Origin of the sequence: Streptomyces sp. NBC_01224 (genome assembly GCF_036002945.1) — a bacterium.
Lineage (GTDB): Bacteria > Actinomycetota > Actinomycetes > Streptomycetales > Streptomycetaceae > Streptomyces.
Window position 1 is genome coordinate 9,376,399 of record NZ_CP108529.1, and the last position, 16,439, is coordinate 9,392,837.

Genomic DNA, 16,439 nt, shown 5'->3' on the forward strand with positions numbered 1-16,439 from the left:
GCTCGCGCCGTCGACAGTCCCACGGGGCAGCTATGCCATCGATCCCGAACCCTGGGGCGCCCCCTTCGCGGCCGCTGGCACCCGGACCACGACCGTTTACGGGAGGGCTCTTCTCATGCCACCCGGCATGACCGGCATGGTGCCGGCCGGGCCCAGGAACTCCGTGATTGTGCACCCGGAGGACGTGCCTAGCCTGCAGCTGATCGGCTCCCTGGGCATCCACCATGGGTGCTGCGGACCGCTTGGAACCGGGGGCCGCAACATGACGTGCATGTGCGGGTCGCTCGTGGCCACCCTTGTCGCGGACTGCATGGGCCCGCACGAACTGCACCTGGATCCGCTTCGGGCATACGCCTTCACGTCTGACACATCAACGTGATCACGGATCGCCCGGCGCCTACCGATCGGCGTCCTTGGCGGACATCCTTGACTCCTTAGCCGCATGAGGTGTCTCTCTGCAGGAGAGAGGTCCCCTCCCGTTCACCCCCTCCCCGGGCAGAGGCGTGATCGTGCACCTGCTGGTCGCACGCGGGAGCGGGCAACGTTTGCGTCGGTGCGCAGATCCAGGGGCGCCGCTGCGCCGGCGGCCGGCGTTCTACGACTTCCCCGCCGAGCACTGGATCCACCTGCGGACCACGAACCCCATCGAGTCGGCCTACGCGACGGTCAGGCTACGAACGAAGGTCACCAAGGGGGCCGGCTCCCGAGCCGCCGCCCTGGCGATGGTGTACAAGCTCGTCGAGTCCGCCCAGGCCCGCTGGCGAGCCGTGAACGCACCCCACCTCGTCGCCCTCGTCCGGGCCGGGGCCCCCTTCGAACGCGGCCACCTCGTCGAACGCCACGAAGCCCCCGCAGCCTGAAACAGGTCAATGATCCACAGACCTTGGCCGCTTGGCGGCGACTGCCTCGGCAGGGACTCACGCCGGATCCGGCAGTTCCATCAGCGCGAGCTTAGCCTGGTCGATCACGACCGTGATGTCGGTGATCCGGCTGTCGACGACGGTGAACGCGAGGACCGAGAGCGGGGTGCCGTCCTCTCGCCAGGAAATGATCCCCGGAAGGCCGTTGACGAGCACCGCCCGCCCCTGCGTGGCTGCGCTGGCGGACAGTTGCGCGCCGGCTGCGACCTGGGTGGCGCCGAGGGTGACGACCACGCCGGACGGGGTGTCGACGGTCAGTTTCACCTCGGGGTCGAGTACCCGCAGCAACTCCTCGAAGTCGCCGCGGCGAGCCGCTGCCAGGAAGGCCTGGACCACATCTCGCTGCTCCCGTCCGACGCCGGTCGGTCGCTCAATCGTCTGCACCTTCCTGCGGGCGCGGCTGGCGAGCATCTTGGTGGCGGCGGTGGACTTGCCGAGAATCTGGCCGATTTCGTCGAACGGCACCGCGAACAGGTCGTGCAGCACGAACGCCAGCCGCTCGCTCGGCCCGAGCGACTCCAGAACGACGAGGAGCGCGAGCCCGACCGAGTCGGCGAGCACCGCGTCGTCCTCGGGAGCAGGATTGTCGTCGAGCGTCATCACGAGCTCGGATAGACCGTCGTCGTAGGACGCCTCCGGGCGGGCGTGGCGCGATCGCAGGACATCGAGGCTGATCCGGCTGACCACCGTGGTCAGCCAGCCGGCGAGGTTGTGGATGGTCGCCGTGTCCTGACGGGAGAGCCGCAGCCAGGCCTCCTGGACCACGTCCTCGGCGTCGGCGTGCGACCCGAGCATGCGGTGGGCGACCGCGCGCAGCCGGTCGCGCTGGGCCTCGAACGTCTCGGCTATCGGGTCCGTCGGGCTGGTGTCGGACATGTTGTTACCTTCCTCGGCTCTGCTCCGTCATGGGTGATGACGAGCCCGGAGGGGCGCAGGTAACCGATGAACTACCGATGAAGGAGTAAGACCGATGGAAGCACGTGTGAAGAGCCCGGCCAATCCCGACGTGATCACAGCAATCCAGCACCTCTACAAGGCGATTCACGCCGGGGGCGTAGATAAGCACCTGCTGTCGCTGGTCCATCTGCGTGTCAGCCAGATCAACGGCTGCAGCCCGTGCGTCTTCGCCACGATCCAGTCGGCGAAGAAGGCCGGTGAGACGGAGGAGCGGCTGCACAACGTGGTCGCGTGGCGCGAGACGCCCTTCTACACCGATGAGGAGCGGGCGGCCCTCGCCCTGGCCGAGGCCGCCACCCGGCTCCAGGACGGCGCGGCGGGCGTAACCGATGAGATCTGGGACGCCGCCGCCGACCACTTCAGCGAGGAGCAGCTGGGCGCGGTCATCCTGGAGGTCGCGATGACCAACTTCTTCAACCGGGTCAACCGCACGGTCCGGGAGCAGGCCGGCAAGACCTGGTGAGTCGGGCGGGGCGTCATCCCCGCGGAGGCCGCGCCTTCCTAACGTCAAGGGATGACGCCCCCACAGACCGAAACTCCGGGGTCTGCGGCGTTCGTGACAGGCACCGCGATCCACAGGTTTTGACTATCCTCCGTTGTGAAGGTCTCGTATTACTGTGCGGCTCGCAGTCCGGCTCAAGGTCCGTTTCACGAGAGCCTACCGACAGCGCTGACGCGCTGTGTCTCACGACCTTGTCGCGTCCGCGGGAATCCGCCAGTCTGAATGAGACGAGCCTGCCGCTGACTCGACTATCCAGTCGAAGCACATGTGGCAGGCGGCAGTTCGCCGGCCTGCGGATGAGCCAGGCGACCTGACTCTTGCGGAACGTAGGGAAAACCCCCTGCCGAGGCGGGTGTTGGTCCCAATGCGCCGAGTGCGCCGGGAACGGCAGAGTCCAGCCATGAACATTTCTCGGCTCCGTAGAAGCACAGTCAAGTCCGGTGTGCTCACCTTGGTGTGCGCCGCAGCCGCACTGGCGGCGACAGGGTGCGGCGCCCCTCAGAGCTCCTCCCCGTCCGCAGCCCTGGCCGATCAGCAGCAGCCCTCAGCACGCGGTGCGGTGGTCTCGTCGACTCCTGTGGTGGACCTGAACGCCAAGGAGGTCGCTGACCGCCTGGCGAAGGCGGGTATCGGTACGGCACAGATCCGCTACGGCGTACGGGCCCATCGGATCGTGTATCGCACCGTCGGCATCACAGGCAGACCCACTACGGCCAGCGAGCTGGTCGCGATGCCGAAGAACGACGAACGCGACCTTCAGGTCGTGTCCTGGCTGCACGGCACCGAGGTGTACCGAGGCGAGGTGGCCTCGGTGAACGACGAGTCCACCGACCGGGCCACGGCGTTGCTGTTCGCCTCGACCGGCCGCGCGGTGTCCGCCCCGGACTACCTCGGCCTGGGCAAGGGCCCCGGATTCCATCCGTACGGGAACCCGGAGGCAACCGTCAGCGCCTCGGTGGATGCATTACGGGCAGCTCGTGCGTTCGCCCGTCGGGACGGCCGCGACCTGGACCAGCGCGTCCTCATCAGCGGGTTCTCCCAGGGCGGACCCGCCACGATGATGGTCGGGCGAGCCCTGCAACAGAACATCGATCCGTACTTCCGCCCGGGCGCTCTCGCCCCGATTGCCGGCCCGTTCAATCTGAGTCGTTTCGAGGCTGCCGCGGCGGACGACAAGGTCGCCCGGTCATCGCTCTACCTCGCCTATTTCGCGACCGCGTGGCACCGGATGTACGGCCTGTACGACACGCCGGGCCAGGCGTTCCGCGCCCCGTACGACAAGACGGTGGAGTCACTGTTCGACGGCGACCACGAGGCGTCGGAGATTGCGGCCGCGCTGCCGACGACCTCGAAGGAACTGTTCACCGAAGAGTTCCTCCAGAAGGTGCGCAACCCCACGGGAGAGCTGCGACAGAAACTGAAGGCCCTGGACACTACCTGCGACTGGCGGCCCGAAGTCGCGGTACACCTCTTTCACGCCAGGGGCGACAAGGACGTCGCCTTTGCGAACTCCCTGCATTGCCAACGCCAGCTGACCGCCAACAGCTCCGACCAACAGCTCACTGACATCGGCGATTTCGACCACTCCACGACGGTCCTCAAGGCCTTGCCCCAGGTGGTGCGCCAGTTCGACGCCGCCCGCTGAGTGCCCACAAACGGCCACGCCGCCGCTGGGCCAGCATCGGCTCCACCACAGGGCGCAGCACCTGTCAGCCAGGGAAGGGGGTGGGCTTCGGGCGTGACACCACCGTCGGCTCCCTCCGCCGGGTGTCGCCGAGGCCCGCACCCTCTGGGCTGGCGCGGCCCCCCGGTGTGAGGGGCCGCAGCCCAGGTCGTCCTGTCACAGACCGCGGGCTGCGCCTTCCCTGTCTACGAGCCCGGTGGCACCCCCGCGACCTGCAAAGAGCAGCACGACTACGGCTGTCACCCATCCGGGCGGTCGCGGGGCTGCCGACGAACCGGGCCGCCGCGCCGCGTCGTCATCGGGGGCATGCGTATCGACGCGCGGCTTGCCTGTGGGGCTCGTAAAGTCATTGCTGCAGGTGGGAGCTCGCATGCAAGACCCCTCGGCGGTGGCTGGGATGCTGCACCAGTGATCATCTCGCTGCTGTGCCGGGCCGCCCGGGCGTTGCTGTCCGTGCCTGTGGTCCTGCTGCGCCGGGACACGGCCAAGGACGCCGAATTGCTGGTGCTGCGGCACGAGAACGCGGTGCTGCGACGGCAACTCGCCGGTCCGGTCCGCTACGAGCCCGCGGACCGGTTCTGGCTGGCCGCGCTGTCGTCGCTGATACCACGCTGCCGCTGGAGCTGTGTCTTCCCGGTCACGCCGGGGACGCTGCTGGCCTGGCACCGCAGGCTGATCGCCAAGAAGGGGGACTACGCCGACCGATGCCGCACCGGCCGTCCTCCCACGGCCGCCGCGCTCAAGAAGCTGGTTCTGCGTCTGGCAAAGGAGAACCCGCGGTGGGGCCACCGGCGGATCCAGGGTGAGCTGGCCCGGCTGGGGCATCCGATCGCACCGTCCACGGTCTGGGGATTCCTGCACGCGGCCGGCATCGGCCCGGCCCCGCCCCGCACCGGCCCGAGCTGGCGCGAATTCCTCACCACCCAGGCCGAGGGGATCACCGCGGCGGACTTCTTCCACGTCGACACGATCACCGGCAGGCGCCTGTACGCGCTGGCGTTCCTCGAACACGGCACCCGCCGGCTCCACATCACCGGCATCACCGTCCACCCCACCGCGCAGTGGGCGACCCAGCAGGCCCGCAATCTGACTGCCGACCTCGGCGCACGCGTCGAGTCGCTCCGCTTCGTTCTCCACGACCGCGACAGCAAGTACACCGACTCCTTCGACGCCGTCTTCGAGGCCGAAGACATGAACGTGCTGATCAGCGTGCCACAGGCGCCGCGCATGAACGCCCGCTGCGAGCGAGCGATCGGCACGATCCGGCGCGAGGTCCTCGACCACATCCTGATCGTGAACGAAGCCCACGCCCACCAGGTCCTCGCCGAGTACCAGGGGCACGACAACACGCATCGGCCACACCGATGACGAGACCAACGACCACCCGAAGTCGGAACAGCCAGCGGTATTGCACGATCGCGTGCCCCGCAGGCTCCTGCGCACCCGCGTCCTCGGCGGGGTCATCAACGAGTACCGATACACGGCTTGAGCTGCAGCGATGACTTTACGAGCCCCACAGGCTTCGTGGGCGTTTCCTGCTCTGGGGCCAGCGGCGCGATGCCGAGTTGCTCCAGGCGCTCGCGCTGCCCGTCCGTCAGGGCCTGCCAGACCTCGGGCTTACGCTGCTTGGCCAGCCACTTACCGACGTCCATCCCGTGGGCGGGCTGCTGGGCCCGGTGGGCCGCAAGAACGGCTGGCATCTTGTCGAGTATGCCTGCCATGGCACCCCGGACGGGCTGCAGCACCTGCTGTCCCACGGCCGCGGGGTCGCCGACCGCCTCCGCGATGACCTCCAGACGTACGCCGCAGACCAACTCGGCACACAAGACGGTGTGTTGATCATCGATGACACCGGCTTCACCAGGAAGGGCACCACTTCGGCCGACGTGCAGCGTCAGTATGAACCCGTGACTCCGTCATCGTCGGCATGTCAGACGACCTTGAGCGCAAAAAGTTGCCCGAGACCAGCACGAGCACACGATCAACGACCCACACCAGCCCTTTGACCTGCGACTTCAAGCGGGTCGGGCCGACGCGAGCGGCGGCCATCATGGAACACCCTACCGGGGGTTGAGGACGCGGGGTCCCGGCTTTGTCAGGGCCGCTCTCACCCTCCCCGGCATCACCCGGATCAGGCTGCCCTCAGCTTCAACCCGACTGCTGCGACAGCGGGTTGGTTCAGGTCTTCCACCTCCACTCGAACCAACAGCGCGTCACGGCGCAAACGGAAAGTGAGCAAGAACCCAGTAGTGAAGTCACATGTCGATGGGTTTGGGAGGCGCCTCAATTCACAGAGGGGTGTTGTTGATGAGTTCGGGGTTCTGGCACAGACACGGCAGCTGCAGTTCTTGATCATCAGCCTGTCCGTGCTGGTCGGGCGGTTGCCGGCAGCTGCGCGGTAGAGGGAGGGTCACCGTGATCACGTTTGTGATGACGATCAAGGACCTGGTGGCCGCCGAGGGGGATGCGGCGGCGAGGGCCAGGGCTCAGAGCTGAGCGAGTGCGGCGGTGGCCACCGGCAGGGCGACGCCCATGCGCGTTCCCAGGTGGGCGGAGGTGATCGGTTCGGTGCTCGGCGCGGTGGGTGTCCGTGATACTCCGGGCCGCGTCCAGCAGAGCGGCCGGCAGGGCTGGGCCGGAGCCGGGCCGAGCCGCCTTGCCGACGGCGATGGGCGGAGCGGCGGCCGGAGCCGGGGCGGGCTCCAATTCCTCGGCCGGGGAGTCGACGACGACCGGGACGGGCGTCGGGAGCGCCGATTCGGGGGCGGGGTGGGGCTACGTGACCGAATGCCGTGATCTCGACCGGCGCGGAGGAAGACCGCCTCGGGGATCGACGGAAGGGTGGTTGGTGCCGACATTGATCTTGCTTGCTACTCCTCCTCTGAGCGCTGTAGGACGCCCCGAGTGCGGCAGGCACTGCTGGCGGGCGCGTAACAGCTCGGGCAGTCGTGACGTCCAGCGCCAAGTGTGGCCTGATTGGGCGGCACAGACGGCAGTCCGTCAGAAGCGGCAGCAGGCGGGCTGCGGGAGTTTGTGGCAGCCTGTTTCCGATCGCTCGAAGGGGGCGAAGCCTGGATCACCGCTGGAGAGAGGACCTGGCATGCAGGCCGTCGCCGTTCGAGACCGCGCCGCCGGTGTCGAGGGAATGTCGCTGACGGAGGTGCCCTACCCCCACCTCGCCGAGAACGACGTCATCGTGCGCGTGCATGCCGCTGGGTTCACCCCGGGGGAACTCGCCTGGCCGGGAACGTGGACGGATCGCGCCGGGCGCGACCGGACGCCGAGCGTGCCTGGACACGAGCTTTCGGGCGTCGTTGCCGAACTCGGGTACGGCACCACCGGTCTCTCGGTGGGCCAGCGGGTGTTCGGGCTGGCCGACTGGACCCGGGACGGCTCGCTGGCCGAGTACACCGCGGTGGAGGCTCGCAATCTGGCCCCGCTTCCGGCGGACGTCGACCACGCGGCGGCCGCCGCACTGCCGATCTCGGGGCTGACCGCCTGGCAGGCCCTGTTCGACCACGGCCGGCTTACCGCGGGACAGACCGTCCTGGTCCACGGGGTCGCGGGCGGTGTGGGGTCGATCGCGGTGCAGCTCGCGCGTGAGGCGGGGGCGCGGGTGATCGGCACGGGCCGGGCCGGCGACCGGGACACTGCTGTCGGGCTGGGCGTGTATGCCTTCGTGGATCTGCAGACCGACAGGCTGGAGAGCGTCGGGGAGGTCGATCTGGTCCTCGACGTGATCGGCGGCGAGGTCCAGGAACGCTCGGCCGCGCTGGTGCGGGCCGGGGGCACGCTGGTCACCATCGCCTCGCCGCCCGAGGTCCGTCCGCGGGACGGCAGGGCCGTCTTCTTCGTCGTCGAGCCCGACCGTGCCCGGCTCGCGGACCTGGTCCAGCGGCTCAGGGACGGACGGCTCAAGCCGATCGTCGGCGAGGTCAGGGCGCTGGCCGAGGCACCCGCCGCGTTCGCCCCCGGCCGCCACGCCCGTGGCAAGACCATCATCCGGGTCATGGACGGCGGATAACCGGCGGCAGAGCGCGCGGACGCCTGGCCCCCGGGCCGCCTTCACGGCCCGAAGCCCGCGCCGTACTTGCGCTGCTATGTCAGGTTCGTCATCCCGGGCGGCACTCGGCGACCGTCGCGGTCGCCGACGAGGTCCCGCTCAAGCGACTCAGGCACGCCATCGCCTGCTTCCCGACCCTCAGCGAGATCTGGCTCTTCTCCTCGCCGCCTACCAACGCAACCGCACCTGCCGTCGAGCCGCTTGGCGCCTGCGCCCCGGAGCGGCGCGCATAGTGGGGCCGTATCCAGTTCCGAGGGGTCCACGCCGAGTTATGCGACCTGCAGTCTGTCGATGAAGTCGGCGACACCGTCCACCTGGCGGTAGGGCTTGAACGCTGGCGCTAGTAGACCGTCGCAGCTAATTTTTGGGATAGAGGTGGCGCAGTTTGATGCGTGCGTCGTGGGTGGTGAACTGCCAGTCCACGTGGCGTTGTTCGGTGTTGGTGGCGTTCTGCCAGGCCGAGAGTTCAGTGTTGAGGATGTCGAGGTCGCCGATCCGGCGGTCGAGACATTGCCGGGTCAGCGCGGAGAGTTCGATCTCGGCGATGTTGAGCCATGACCCGTGTTTGGGCGTGTGGTGGATCTCGAGGCGTTGGGCCAGGGCGAAGGCCTCTTCTGGTTCGAATGCCTCGTACAGTGAGGCGATGCCGTGGGTGTTGAGGTTGTCCATCACCAGCACCACGGCCTCGGCGTCGGGGTAATCCACGCTCAGCAGCTGCTTGACCTGGCCGGCCCAGTCGATCCGGGTCCGCTGGGACAGTGCCTGAACTCGACGCCACCCGCGCAGGGGTTCGACCCACACGAAGATCGAGCACGTGCCGCAGCGGATGTACTCGCTGTCCTGGCAGGCGTCGTGACCAGGGCGGGCCGGGAGCGGGTCGCGGGCATGGTCGAGGAGCTGGTAGGGCTTCTCGTCCATGCACACCACCGGACGTGCCGGGTCATAGGGCCGGGCGTAGACGGCCAGCACGTCTTCCATCCGGGCCGCGAACTCCGCGTTCGCTCGTGGTGGGATGGTCCAGCACTTCTTCAGGTGAGGACGCAGTTCCGTTTTTTTAAGAAGCTGTTGTCGTTCCGGTCTTGAGGGTTGTGCGTCGAACGGGAGTCTCGATCGGGTGGTTGCCGCTGGCTTCGGGTATGAAGGCAGGGCCTCTTGGTAGCTCGGGGTTGCGAAGCCAACCGAGATCCAGGAGACCCTGTTGTCGCAGTTTTACGTGCTCGCGTCGGTGGAGTTCAACTCGGCTGCACCGACGTGTGATTGTGTCGCTCACCGGTTCGGGAATGCGGCCGATCACCCGGAACGTGTTCGGCGGTATCCCTCGGACATGACGGACGGGGAGTGGGCCGTGGTCCGGCCGCTGCTACCGGTGCCTGGCTGGCTGCGCGGCCGGGGCGGGCAGCCGGAGGCGTATTGCCACCGGGTGATACTGGACGCGGTCCGCTACCTGGTCGACAACGGCATCAAGTGGCGGGCCATGCCAGCCGACTTCCCGCCGTGGGACCGGGTATACGCGTTCTTCCGCCGCTGGCGCGACCACGTACTGGTCAAGGAATTTCACGACCGGCTGCGATCGAGGATCCGCGAGAGGGAGGGGAGGGACTCGGAGCCGACGGCCGGCGTGATCGACTCGCAGTCCGTCAAGGCGGACGCCGTCGTCGGATCAGACAGCCGCGGCTTCGACGGAGGCAAGCTGATCAATGGGCGCAAGCGGCACGTCGTGGTCGATACCCTCGGTCTGCTGCTGGGGGTGATGGTCACCGCCGCGGACACCGGCGACCGCGCCGCCGCCCAGGTCCTGCTTGAGCAGGTGGCCGACGCGCACCACCGCCTCGCCCTGGTCTGGGCTGATGGCGGCTACACCGGCAGCCTCGTCGAGTACTGCCTGGCCACAATTGCCCTGGTCCTCGCGATCGTCAAGCGCAGCGACGACATGCGTGGCTTCGTGGTGCTGCCCAAGCGGTGGATCGTCGAGCGCCTCTTCGCCCACCTGATGCGAACCCGTCGTCTGGTGCGCGACTTCGAGCGCCGCACCGCCAGTGCCGAGGCGATGGTCTACTGGTCGATGATCCTGCTCATGACGCGCCGCCTGGCCCGGCCACACCCGGTGAGAGTGTGAACCGGCCCGGTGCCGGCTCGGCCAGCCAGCCGCGCGCGACCAGGCGTTTCGCTTTCGACCGCAGGGCTTCCACCCGCGCCGGCACTACCTCCATGCCGAACATGGCAGCCATCTCCTGGCAGGTCAGCGGACCTTGCCCGAGGCGGAGACGGTCCGCGAGGGTCTGCAGGATGCGCTGGTAGTCCACCGACAGCACCGACCAGGAGAGGCCCTCACGCCACACCGGCACCTGCAACTTCGGCTTCGGCTTCGCCGCATCCCCCGGACCCGGGGCGTCCTTCGTGTCGGCGGTGCCGCCACCATCCGGAGCCAGCACCGTATCGACCCGCCTGCGAGCGATCGCCCACTCCTGCCATTCCTGCTCGGCCACGGCCAGCTCGGCCTGGATGCGGTCGGCCTCCTCACGCAGCCCGTCGACCCGACGGCGAGCGGCGAGCTCGTACTGTTTCAGCAGTCCAACAACCGACGGCATCCGCGATCTCCCAGAGAGCGACAACACGACAGGCCACGACTCCCACGGAATCACCACCCCTATGCCTGACCAGCGAAAACGCCGTCCTCAAGTCCGGAAAGACAACAGCTTCTAAGACCCGCCCGATGGTGGAGTGGTCCAGATCGGGGATGTCCTCGACCAGCGCGACGTGCTTCTCCAGCAGCCGCAGTGACCACCGGGCATGGCCTTGGGGTGGCTGTGAGCACGCCATCGCAATCAGCCGGGCTTCGACCTCACCAGTCACCGGCGAGGGCACCGGTGGGAGGTCGCGCTTCTTCCGCGCGATCGTGGCGTGAACATCGCCACCGGTCTCGGCGAAACGCTTGGCGACCAGCCGCAACGTCTCACCGGAGACGCCGAGCCGGGCCGCGATCACCTCCTTGGGATCCGCCTCACCCGCCGAGGTATCCAGCGCAAGCAGCACCCGCGCACGCATGATCATCGAGGCCCCACGAACACCTGTCGTGGTCACCCGGACCAACTCCTCGCGATCCTGCGCGGTCAACCTGACCGGCCGCTTCTTCTGCGAACCCACAACAACAGTCCTATCTGGCAAAGGGGAAGGAATCTGCCAGACACCAACCTCCCAACCAGGCACGCCATAACTAAGCAGCGACACGCTACTAGCGAACAGCGTGTCGTGGTCGGCGGTGGCCCCCGGCAATCCACGCCCGTCAGGACTTCAAGTGACAGCCAGCTCGATCAGGGACCAGGCGATTGTGCCGTTCTGTAGCAACCTCACCATCGCCCAGGACTGGGGACCGCTGCTCACCGCAGCTTTCCCTTCCGGCTATGACCAGGGCACCAACCTCACTCCCGCTCAGCACCGCTGCCTGAACGCTCTCGCCGACCGCGACGTGTGCTGGCGACACACCCAGCTCATCGCGTCATGGTTCGACGACATCGGCCTTCCCGCAGACCGAGGCGCCGTCAGGGCCATCCTGACTGGGTCGGCATCGGACAGGAATACCGCACGGTTCGGATGACGCGCCCCACCAACTCCGCCTGATGCCGTTACCGAGCCGTGTCGTCGGGCGGGCGCGACACTGTCCTGTCTCCCCGATTCCTAATGCCGTTTGTCAAGCCATTCTGGTTGGGTGCGTGGGGGTTCAGTCGGTCGATGTCTCGCACTTCTCGATCTTTGTAGCGACTGATCGGCGTTGCAGCCCGTCGGCAATGAACTCCATCTCGACGAGCGTGCCAACCAGGCCAGTCTCTTGGAGCGCGCTGGCCATCACCCGTGCCTGGCCCAGGGACAGGTGGAGCATCTCGCGCAGGACTCGCAAGACGGGGACGAGGCTCGACTCGTCGTCCGCGAGGCGAAGCCGTGCGGGCCCGTGCTCTGCCAGCAGGGCATTCCTGATCTCTTCAGGAGTCGCTCCGCCTGTGTCCTGCTCGCACCACCCGTTGGGGCAGGCAGTGCATGCACCTTCGGTGCCCCACCACAACTGCCCGTGGTCGATGTACTGGCCAACGTCGCGTATCAGCACGCCACCGCACGCGTCGCACTGCGCCGTGACCTTTACTCCTTGAGTGATCAACGGGCTCCTCACCGTCGGATGCCAGCAAGCGGATACTCCCGCAAGCCTGACCGTCGGTCGACCGTGTTACCGCTGACCTGGCAGATCGGCTGCAGGACAGAGGCGTCACGCTGCAAGCGCCGCCGGCGGCAAGGGCTCATAGGTCCGTCCGTCACGTAGAAGGGCCCAGAGGACGTTGACGCGACGGCGGGCCAGGGCGAGGACGGCCTGGGTATGGCGCTTGCCCTCGGCTCGCTTGCGGTCGTAAAACCGTCGGGACTCCTCGCACCTTCGGATGCTGACAGTGCCGAGGTGCAGAAGACGCGCTGGAGTCTGCGGCTGTATCGCTGAGGCCGCCGCAGATTCCCGCTGATCTTGCCGGAGTCGCGGGGAACCGGTGCGACGCCGCCGAAGCCGGCGAGGCGGTCAGGGGTGCCGAAGGCACTCATGTCGCCGCCGGTGGCAGCCAGGAACTCAGCGCCGAGGATGACGCCCAGTCCGGGCAGGCTGGTGATCACTTCGAAGGTGTGGTGATCGCGAAACCGGACCTCTATGAGCTTGTCGAGCTCCGCGACCTGCTGGTTGAGGGCCATCACTTCCTTCGCCAGCGTGTGGACCATCTGGGCGGTCAGCTTCTCCCCGGGCAGGCTGGTGTGCTGCCGGTCGGCGGCCTGCACAGCTGTCTCGGCGAGCTGATCAGCCCTGCGGACCTTGCGGTTGCGGAGCCAGGTTTCCAGTCGTTTGCTGCCGATCCGGCGGAGGGTGGCCGGAGTCTGGTAGCCAGTCAGCAGAGTGAGGGGGCCGGTGTTGGTGAGGTCCAGCTCACGCTCCAGGCCGGGAAAGATGCCGGTGAGCTGACCACGGAGGCGGTTGACGGTGCGGGTGCGGTCGGCGACCAGATCCATGCGGCGGCCGGTGAGGATCTCGAGGTCGGTGACAGTCTCGTCGCCAGTACGTAAGGGATGCAGGTCACGCCGGATGCGGATCTGGTCGGCGATGACAGCGGCGTCCTTGGCGTCAGTCTTGCCTTCGCCGCGGTAGCTCTCGGAGGCGCGGTGGATGGCCCGCCCGGAGATGTAGTGCACCGGCTGGTCGTGGTTGAGCAGGACGCCAATGGCCAGGGCGGCTCCGCCGTCGGCCAGGTCGATGCCCCAGGTCACCTCCTCGCCCAGGGCCATGACGTCGGTGAGGAGTTCGAGCAGTTCGGGCTCGTCGTTGGCGACGCGTCGCGACAGCAGCCGACGGCCGCTCTCGTCGATCGCGACGCAGTGGTGGTGGGACTTGCCTGCGTCGATGCTGGCCCATATCGCGGCCATGTGGTGCCTCCGTACGGTGTGCTGCGGGTGTTTCCCGACGGACGACCTCGCTGTCGATTCCCTACGGAGCGATCGTTCGCAATTCCTAATTGGCAGGCGAGTCGTCGTGGGGCGTCGGGCGGCCAATCGTTGGTAGCCACAAGCGGCAGAAGGTTGAAAGCCACACCCGACGCCCCTGGGTGGGCCAACCATACGAAGGGCTCGCCCGGTCCCGTGGAAGAACGTAGGGAAGGTTGAGCAGTCTCGTCGAAGGTTGAGCGATGGGTGTTCTGTTCCGTCCCCAGCGGAGCGCGGGGCACGAGGCGATCGGGAATACCGGGTGTGCTCACCGGGTCAACGCGAGCAGTTCATCGATCACCGGTTTCTCGCCACCGTCACTGAGGTGGGCGATGGCCGCAAACGGCGCGATCACCTGGCTCCAGGCATGGAGCCGGTCGCCATCGAGCCCGCACGCCGCCGCCACGCGCGCACAGCGGGTCTCAACGCCCTCCAGCCCGGCGCCGACTACGACGTAGTCCACAGCGTCGAAGCACGGATCACCGACACAGGCTTTCGGATCGATGGCCATGAGACCTCGCTCCGCACCGCCGTCGAGCACGTTGCCCAGGTGCAGGTCACCGTGGAGCAACACGGTTGTCGCTTCCGTGTCCAGCAGCCGCTCGCACCGCTGGATGGCCCTGTCCCACGTGGTGACGTCCATCCGTGCGCTGATGGCAGGCTCGGACAGCCGCCTGCCGACCCGGGCGAAGGCCTCCTCGCACCGCCCACGCAGCACACGCGTCGGCAGCGGAGGCGGAGCGACCCCGTGCAAGGCGGCGAGCAGCTCCGACCACTGTCCCGGAAGCGAAGCAGCAGGCATGTCCTCCGCTGGCGTTCCGGGCACGATCTCCTCCAACACCATTGCGCCCGCTTTCTCGTCGACGGCCAGCACAGCAGGCACCCGGCCCGAGGCAGCGAACCACCCCAGCATTCCGACCTGCTCGGCCAGAAGGGCCCGCTCCGGACTGATTTTCAGCACCGCAGGCGTGCCGTCGGGCCAATGGCACCGCAACGTGACCGACGAAGCACCGTCCGGGAGGGACTCACCGAGCGAAAGTCCCCACTGGGACGTCAGCCGCGCGATGAGATCCGGCGTGTCAGCGCACCATTCGGCAACCTGGGGACCGAATCGACGTACCAACCGCGTAGTGACGCTCTCCACATCCACCAGCAGTCGTTTCACACGGGTCAGTCTGCCGCTCACGCGATCTTTGTCCACCGCTTTTCCACCACTCGCTGTGAACGCGAGCCGACGAGCGAATCGGACCAGAGCAGTCACCCAACCTTCGGTGAGAATCGCTCAGCCTTCGCTGAGACAGATCAGACACACAGCTCGGTGACGATCGCGAACGAGTGTCCCGTCTTCTGCGATCTGGCTCCGATCTCAGTTGATCTGGTCCGATTCGCTCTCCGTCTCAGGCGGTCTGGTCCGTCGATGCCGCTGTCGGTGCGGGATGGTGGGCTTCACCCATGAGTTATGACCTTGCTGTCTGGGAAGGCGAGCGTCCTGCAGGCGACGCCGCTGCGGCCCAGTGCTTCACGGATCTGTACGACAAGTACATCGACGCGGACGGGGCTGACGTTCCTCCAACCAAGCAAAACGAGGCCTATGCCGCCGCGCTCCTGGAGCGATCCCGATCTCACCGAAGTCGAGCCTCTACCGTCCCGGGCCGGGAACGGCGATGCGCCTTCAGAGGGGGCCAAACACGGCCGGAACAGGCAACCGTAGTAAACACCGTGCCCCTGATCTTGCCCGGAGCCGCGTATCCGCAGGTCGCAGTAGCCCACTCGGCAGGCGGCCCGTGACACGCCTGTGACCGGAATTTTGGCTTACACCATGGCTCGGCGCTCGCGCCCCTGATGGAGTGACCTGATGCGCAAAGTCACTTCCCTTCTTCCGGCCCTCGCCGCACTCCTGCTGCTCACGGCGTGCGGATCCGAACAGGCGGGCACCCCCGGCGCAGTCGCCCCCGCGTCAGGGACCGCCGTCACCGACCCGCCCGTGGACGGCGTCCGGATCACTTCGGTGACCATCCCCTCCGCCACGCCCACCCCCAAATCTGACGGGTTCTCCGTCCACGCCGACCCCCTTCCCACCGGTGACTCCGGGATCTCGGCCGCCTACGAAGTCACCAACAACGGAACCGAGGCGCTGACGTACACGATCCTGTTCGACTTCACCACGGACACCGGCGAAGTCATGGGCAACAGCCACGAGACCGTGCGCTCGGTCGGCCCCGGCGCGACCGAGCGCGGCACGGTCCGGGTGGGGGTGCTGGCCCCCGGAGCGTCCCGGGTGACCCGCGTCAAGGTCTCCCGGGTGACCAAGGTGCCCGCCGCCGAGGCGCCGCTCGCGTCCGGCGAGTGTCCACCCTCCGGCATCCGCCTCACCACCGATGACGGCGACGCCGCGATGGGGCTGCGCGTGGTGGGCTTGCACCTGGAGAACTGCGGGAAGCGCGACTACTCACTTGACGGTTACCCGCTTCTGGAACTGCTGGACAAGGATCTGTCACCCGTCCAAGGCGTCCGGATCGTACATGGAAGCGGTGGCATCAGCACCGGTACCGGATTTGACGAGCCGGCCCGCCCGCTGGTCCTGAAGCCGGGCGAGAGCGCCCTTTCGGGCCTCATGTGGCGCAACACCACCGAGTCCGGCGCCGCCGTCAACGTCCCGTACGTCAGGGTGCGGGCCGAGCAGCGCGCCGATCCGGTGACCGTGACGCCCCACCTCGATCTCGGCACCACCGGCAAGCTGGCCGTCCGTGCCTGGACGCGCCCGTCGAAGTAGGACCCCCGCCCGGTCTCAGTGCCTCCGCTGCGGCCATC

14 protein-coding genes and 3 pseudogenes are annotated in these 16,439 nt (G+C 67.7%); 10 read left to right on the top strand and 7 right to left on the bottom strand.

Annotated elements, in window-relative coordinates:
* Positions 1 to 593: 593 nt before the first annotated feature.
* Positions 594 to 860: pseudogene (locus tag OG609_RS42795) on the top strand (transposase); the annotation flags it as partial.
* 57 nt (positions 861 to 917) lie between these two features.
* Here OG609_RS42795 and OG609_RS42800 read toward each other — a convergent pair.
* On the bottom strand, positions 918 to 1,796 hold the full coding sequence (locus OG609_RS42800) for a sigma-70 family RNA polymerase sigma factor (RefSeq protein WP_327277682.1): 879 nt from the start codon (positions 1,794 to 1,796) through the stop codon (positions 918 to 920).
* Positions 1,797 to 1,890: 94 nt separating this feature from the next.
* On the opposite strand from OG609_RS42800, the gene OG609_RS42805 reads away from it, so the two are divergent.
* From OG609_RS42805 to OG609_RS42830, 6 genes and pseudogenes are all read left to right on the top strand, one after another.
* Positions 1,891 to 2,340, top strand: a complete 450-nt coding sequence (locus tag OG609_RS42805) for a carboxymuconolactone decarboxylase family protein (RefSeq protein WP_327277683.1) — start codon at positions 1,891 to 1,893, stop codon at positions 2,338 to 2,340.
* A 439-nt stretch (positions 2,341 to 2,779) separates the two neighbouring features.
* Entirely contained in the window at positions 2,780 to 4,024 is a 1,245-nt protein-coding gene (locus OG609_RS42810; protein ID WP_327277684.1) for a hypothetical protein, read from the top strand.
* A 447-nt stretch (positions 4,025 to 4,471) separates the two neighbouring features.
* Positions 4,472 to 5,431, top strand: a complete 960-nt coding sequence (locus OG609_RS42815; RefSeq protein ID WP_442818049.1) for an integrase core domain-containing protein — start codon at positions 4,472 to 4,474, stop codon at positions 5,429 to 5,431.
* A gap of 287 nt (positions 5,432 to 5,718) precedes the next feature.
* A pseudogene (locus tag OG609_RS42820) lies at positions 5,719 to 5,997 on the top strand (transposase); the annotation flags it as partial.
* A 598-nt stretch (positions 5,998 to 6,595) separates the two neighbouring features.
* Positions 6,596 to 6,859 (top strand): hypothetical protein, encoded by a 264-nt coding sequence (locus OG609_RS42825; RefSeq protein ID WP_327277685.1) that lies wholly within the window; start codon positions 6,596 to 6,598, stop codon positions 6,857 to 6,859.
* A gap of 304 nt (positions 6,860 to 7,163) precedes the next feature.
* Positions 7,164 to 8,087 carry an NADP-dependent oxidoreductase gene (locus tag OG609_RS42830; protein WP_327277686.1) on the top strand — a complete coding sequence of 308 codons (924 nt, stop codon included), beginning with the start codon at positions 7,164 to 7,166 and terminating at the stop codon, positions 8,085 to 8,087.
* A 396-nt stretch (positions 8,088 to 8,483) separates the two neighbouring features.
* Here the strand turns inward: OG609_RS42830 and OG609_RS42835 are convergent, their stop codons facing one another.
* Complete coding sequence (locus OG609_RS42835; protein ID WP_327278377.1) at positions 8,484 to 9,311, bottom strand: IS630 family transposase; 828 nt, start codon at positions 9,309 to 9,311, stop codon at positions 8,484 to 8,486.
* Positions 9,312 to 9,450: 139 nt separating this feature from the next.
* Here OG609_RS42835 and OG609_RS42840 point away from each other — a divergent pair, with 139 nt between their 5' ends.
* The gene (locus tag OG609_RS42840; RefSeq protein WP_327277687.1) at positions 9,451 to 10,242 is read left to right on the top strand and encodes an IS5 family transposase; all 792 of its coding nucleotides are present in this window, start codon (positions 9,451 to 9,453) and stop codon (positions 10,240 to 10,242) included.
* On the opposite strand, the gene OG609_RS42845 is transcribed toward OG609_RS42840, so the two are convergent.
* Positions 10,199 to 10,714 (bottom strand): hypothetical protein, encoded by a 516-nt coding sequence (locus OG609_RS42845; RefSeq protein WP_327277688.1) that lies wholly within the window; start codon positions 10,712 to 10,714, stop codon positions 10,199 to 10,201. The two genes, OG609_RS42840 and OG609_RS42845, sit on opposite strands and share 44 nt — an antisense overlap.
* Positions 10,644 to 11,270, bottom strand: coding sequence for a helix-turn-helix domain-containing protein (locus OG609_RS42850; RefSeq protein ID WP_327277689.1), 627 nt, complete (start codon positions 11,268 to 11,270; stop codon positions 10,644 to 10,646). Before OG609_RS42850 ends, OG609_RS42845 begins: the two co-directional genes overlap by 71 nt.
* A 151-nt stretch (positions 11,271 to 11,421) precedes the next feature.
* Here OG609_RS42850 and OG609_RS42855 point away from each other — a divergent pair, with 151 nt between their 5' ends.
* Positions 11,422 to 11,721, top strand: coding sequence for a hypothetical protein (locus OG609_RS42855; RefSeq protein WP_327277690.1), 300 nt, complete (start codon positions 11,422 to 11,424; stop codon positions 11,719 to 11,721).
* Between the two features lie 123 nt (positions 11,722 to 11,844).
* Here the strand turns inward: OG609_RS42855 and OG609_RS42860 are convergent, their stop codons facing one another.
* The 3 genes and pseudogenes from OG609_RS42860 to OG609_RS42870 form a co-directional block, all read right to left on the bottom strand.
* On the bottom strand, positions 11,845 to 12,276 hold the full coding sequence (locus OG609_RS42860) for a hypothetical protein (RefSeq protein WP_327277691.1): 432 nt from the start codon (positions 12,274 to 12,276) through the stop codon (positions 11,845 to 11,847).
* A 105-nt stretch (positions 12,277 to 12,381) separates the two neighbouring features.
* Positions 12,382 to 13,571, bottom strand: a pseudogene (locus OG609_RS42865) (IS110 family transposase).
* Positions 13,572 to 13,896: 325 nt separating this feature from the next.
* Positions 13,897 to 14,772 (bottom strand): aminoglycoside phosphotransferase family protein, encoded by an 876-nt coding sequence (locus OG609_RS42870; RefSeq protein ID WP_327278378.1) that lies wholly within the window; start codon positions 14,770 to 14,772, stop codon positions 13,897 to 13,899.
* Positions 14,773 to 15,483: 711 nt separating this feature from the next.
* Here OG609_RS42870 and OG609_RS42875 point away from each other — a divergent pair.
* Positions 15,484 to 16,401, top strand: coding sequence for a DUF4232 domain-containing protein (locus OG609_RS42875; protein ID WP_327277440.1), 918 nt, complete (start codon positions 15,484 to 15,486; stop codon positions 16,399 to 16,401).
* Positions 16,402 to 16,439 lie beyond the last annotated feature (38 nt).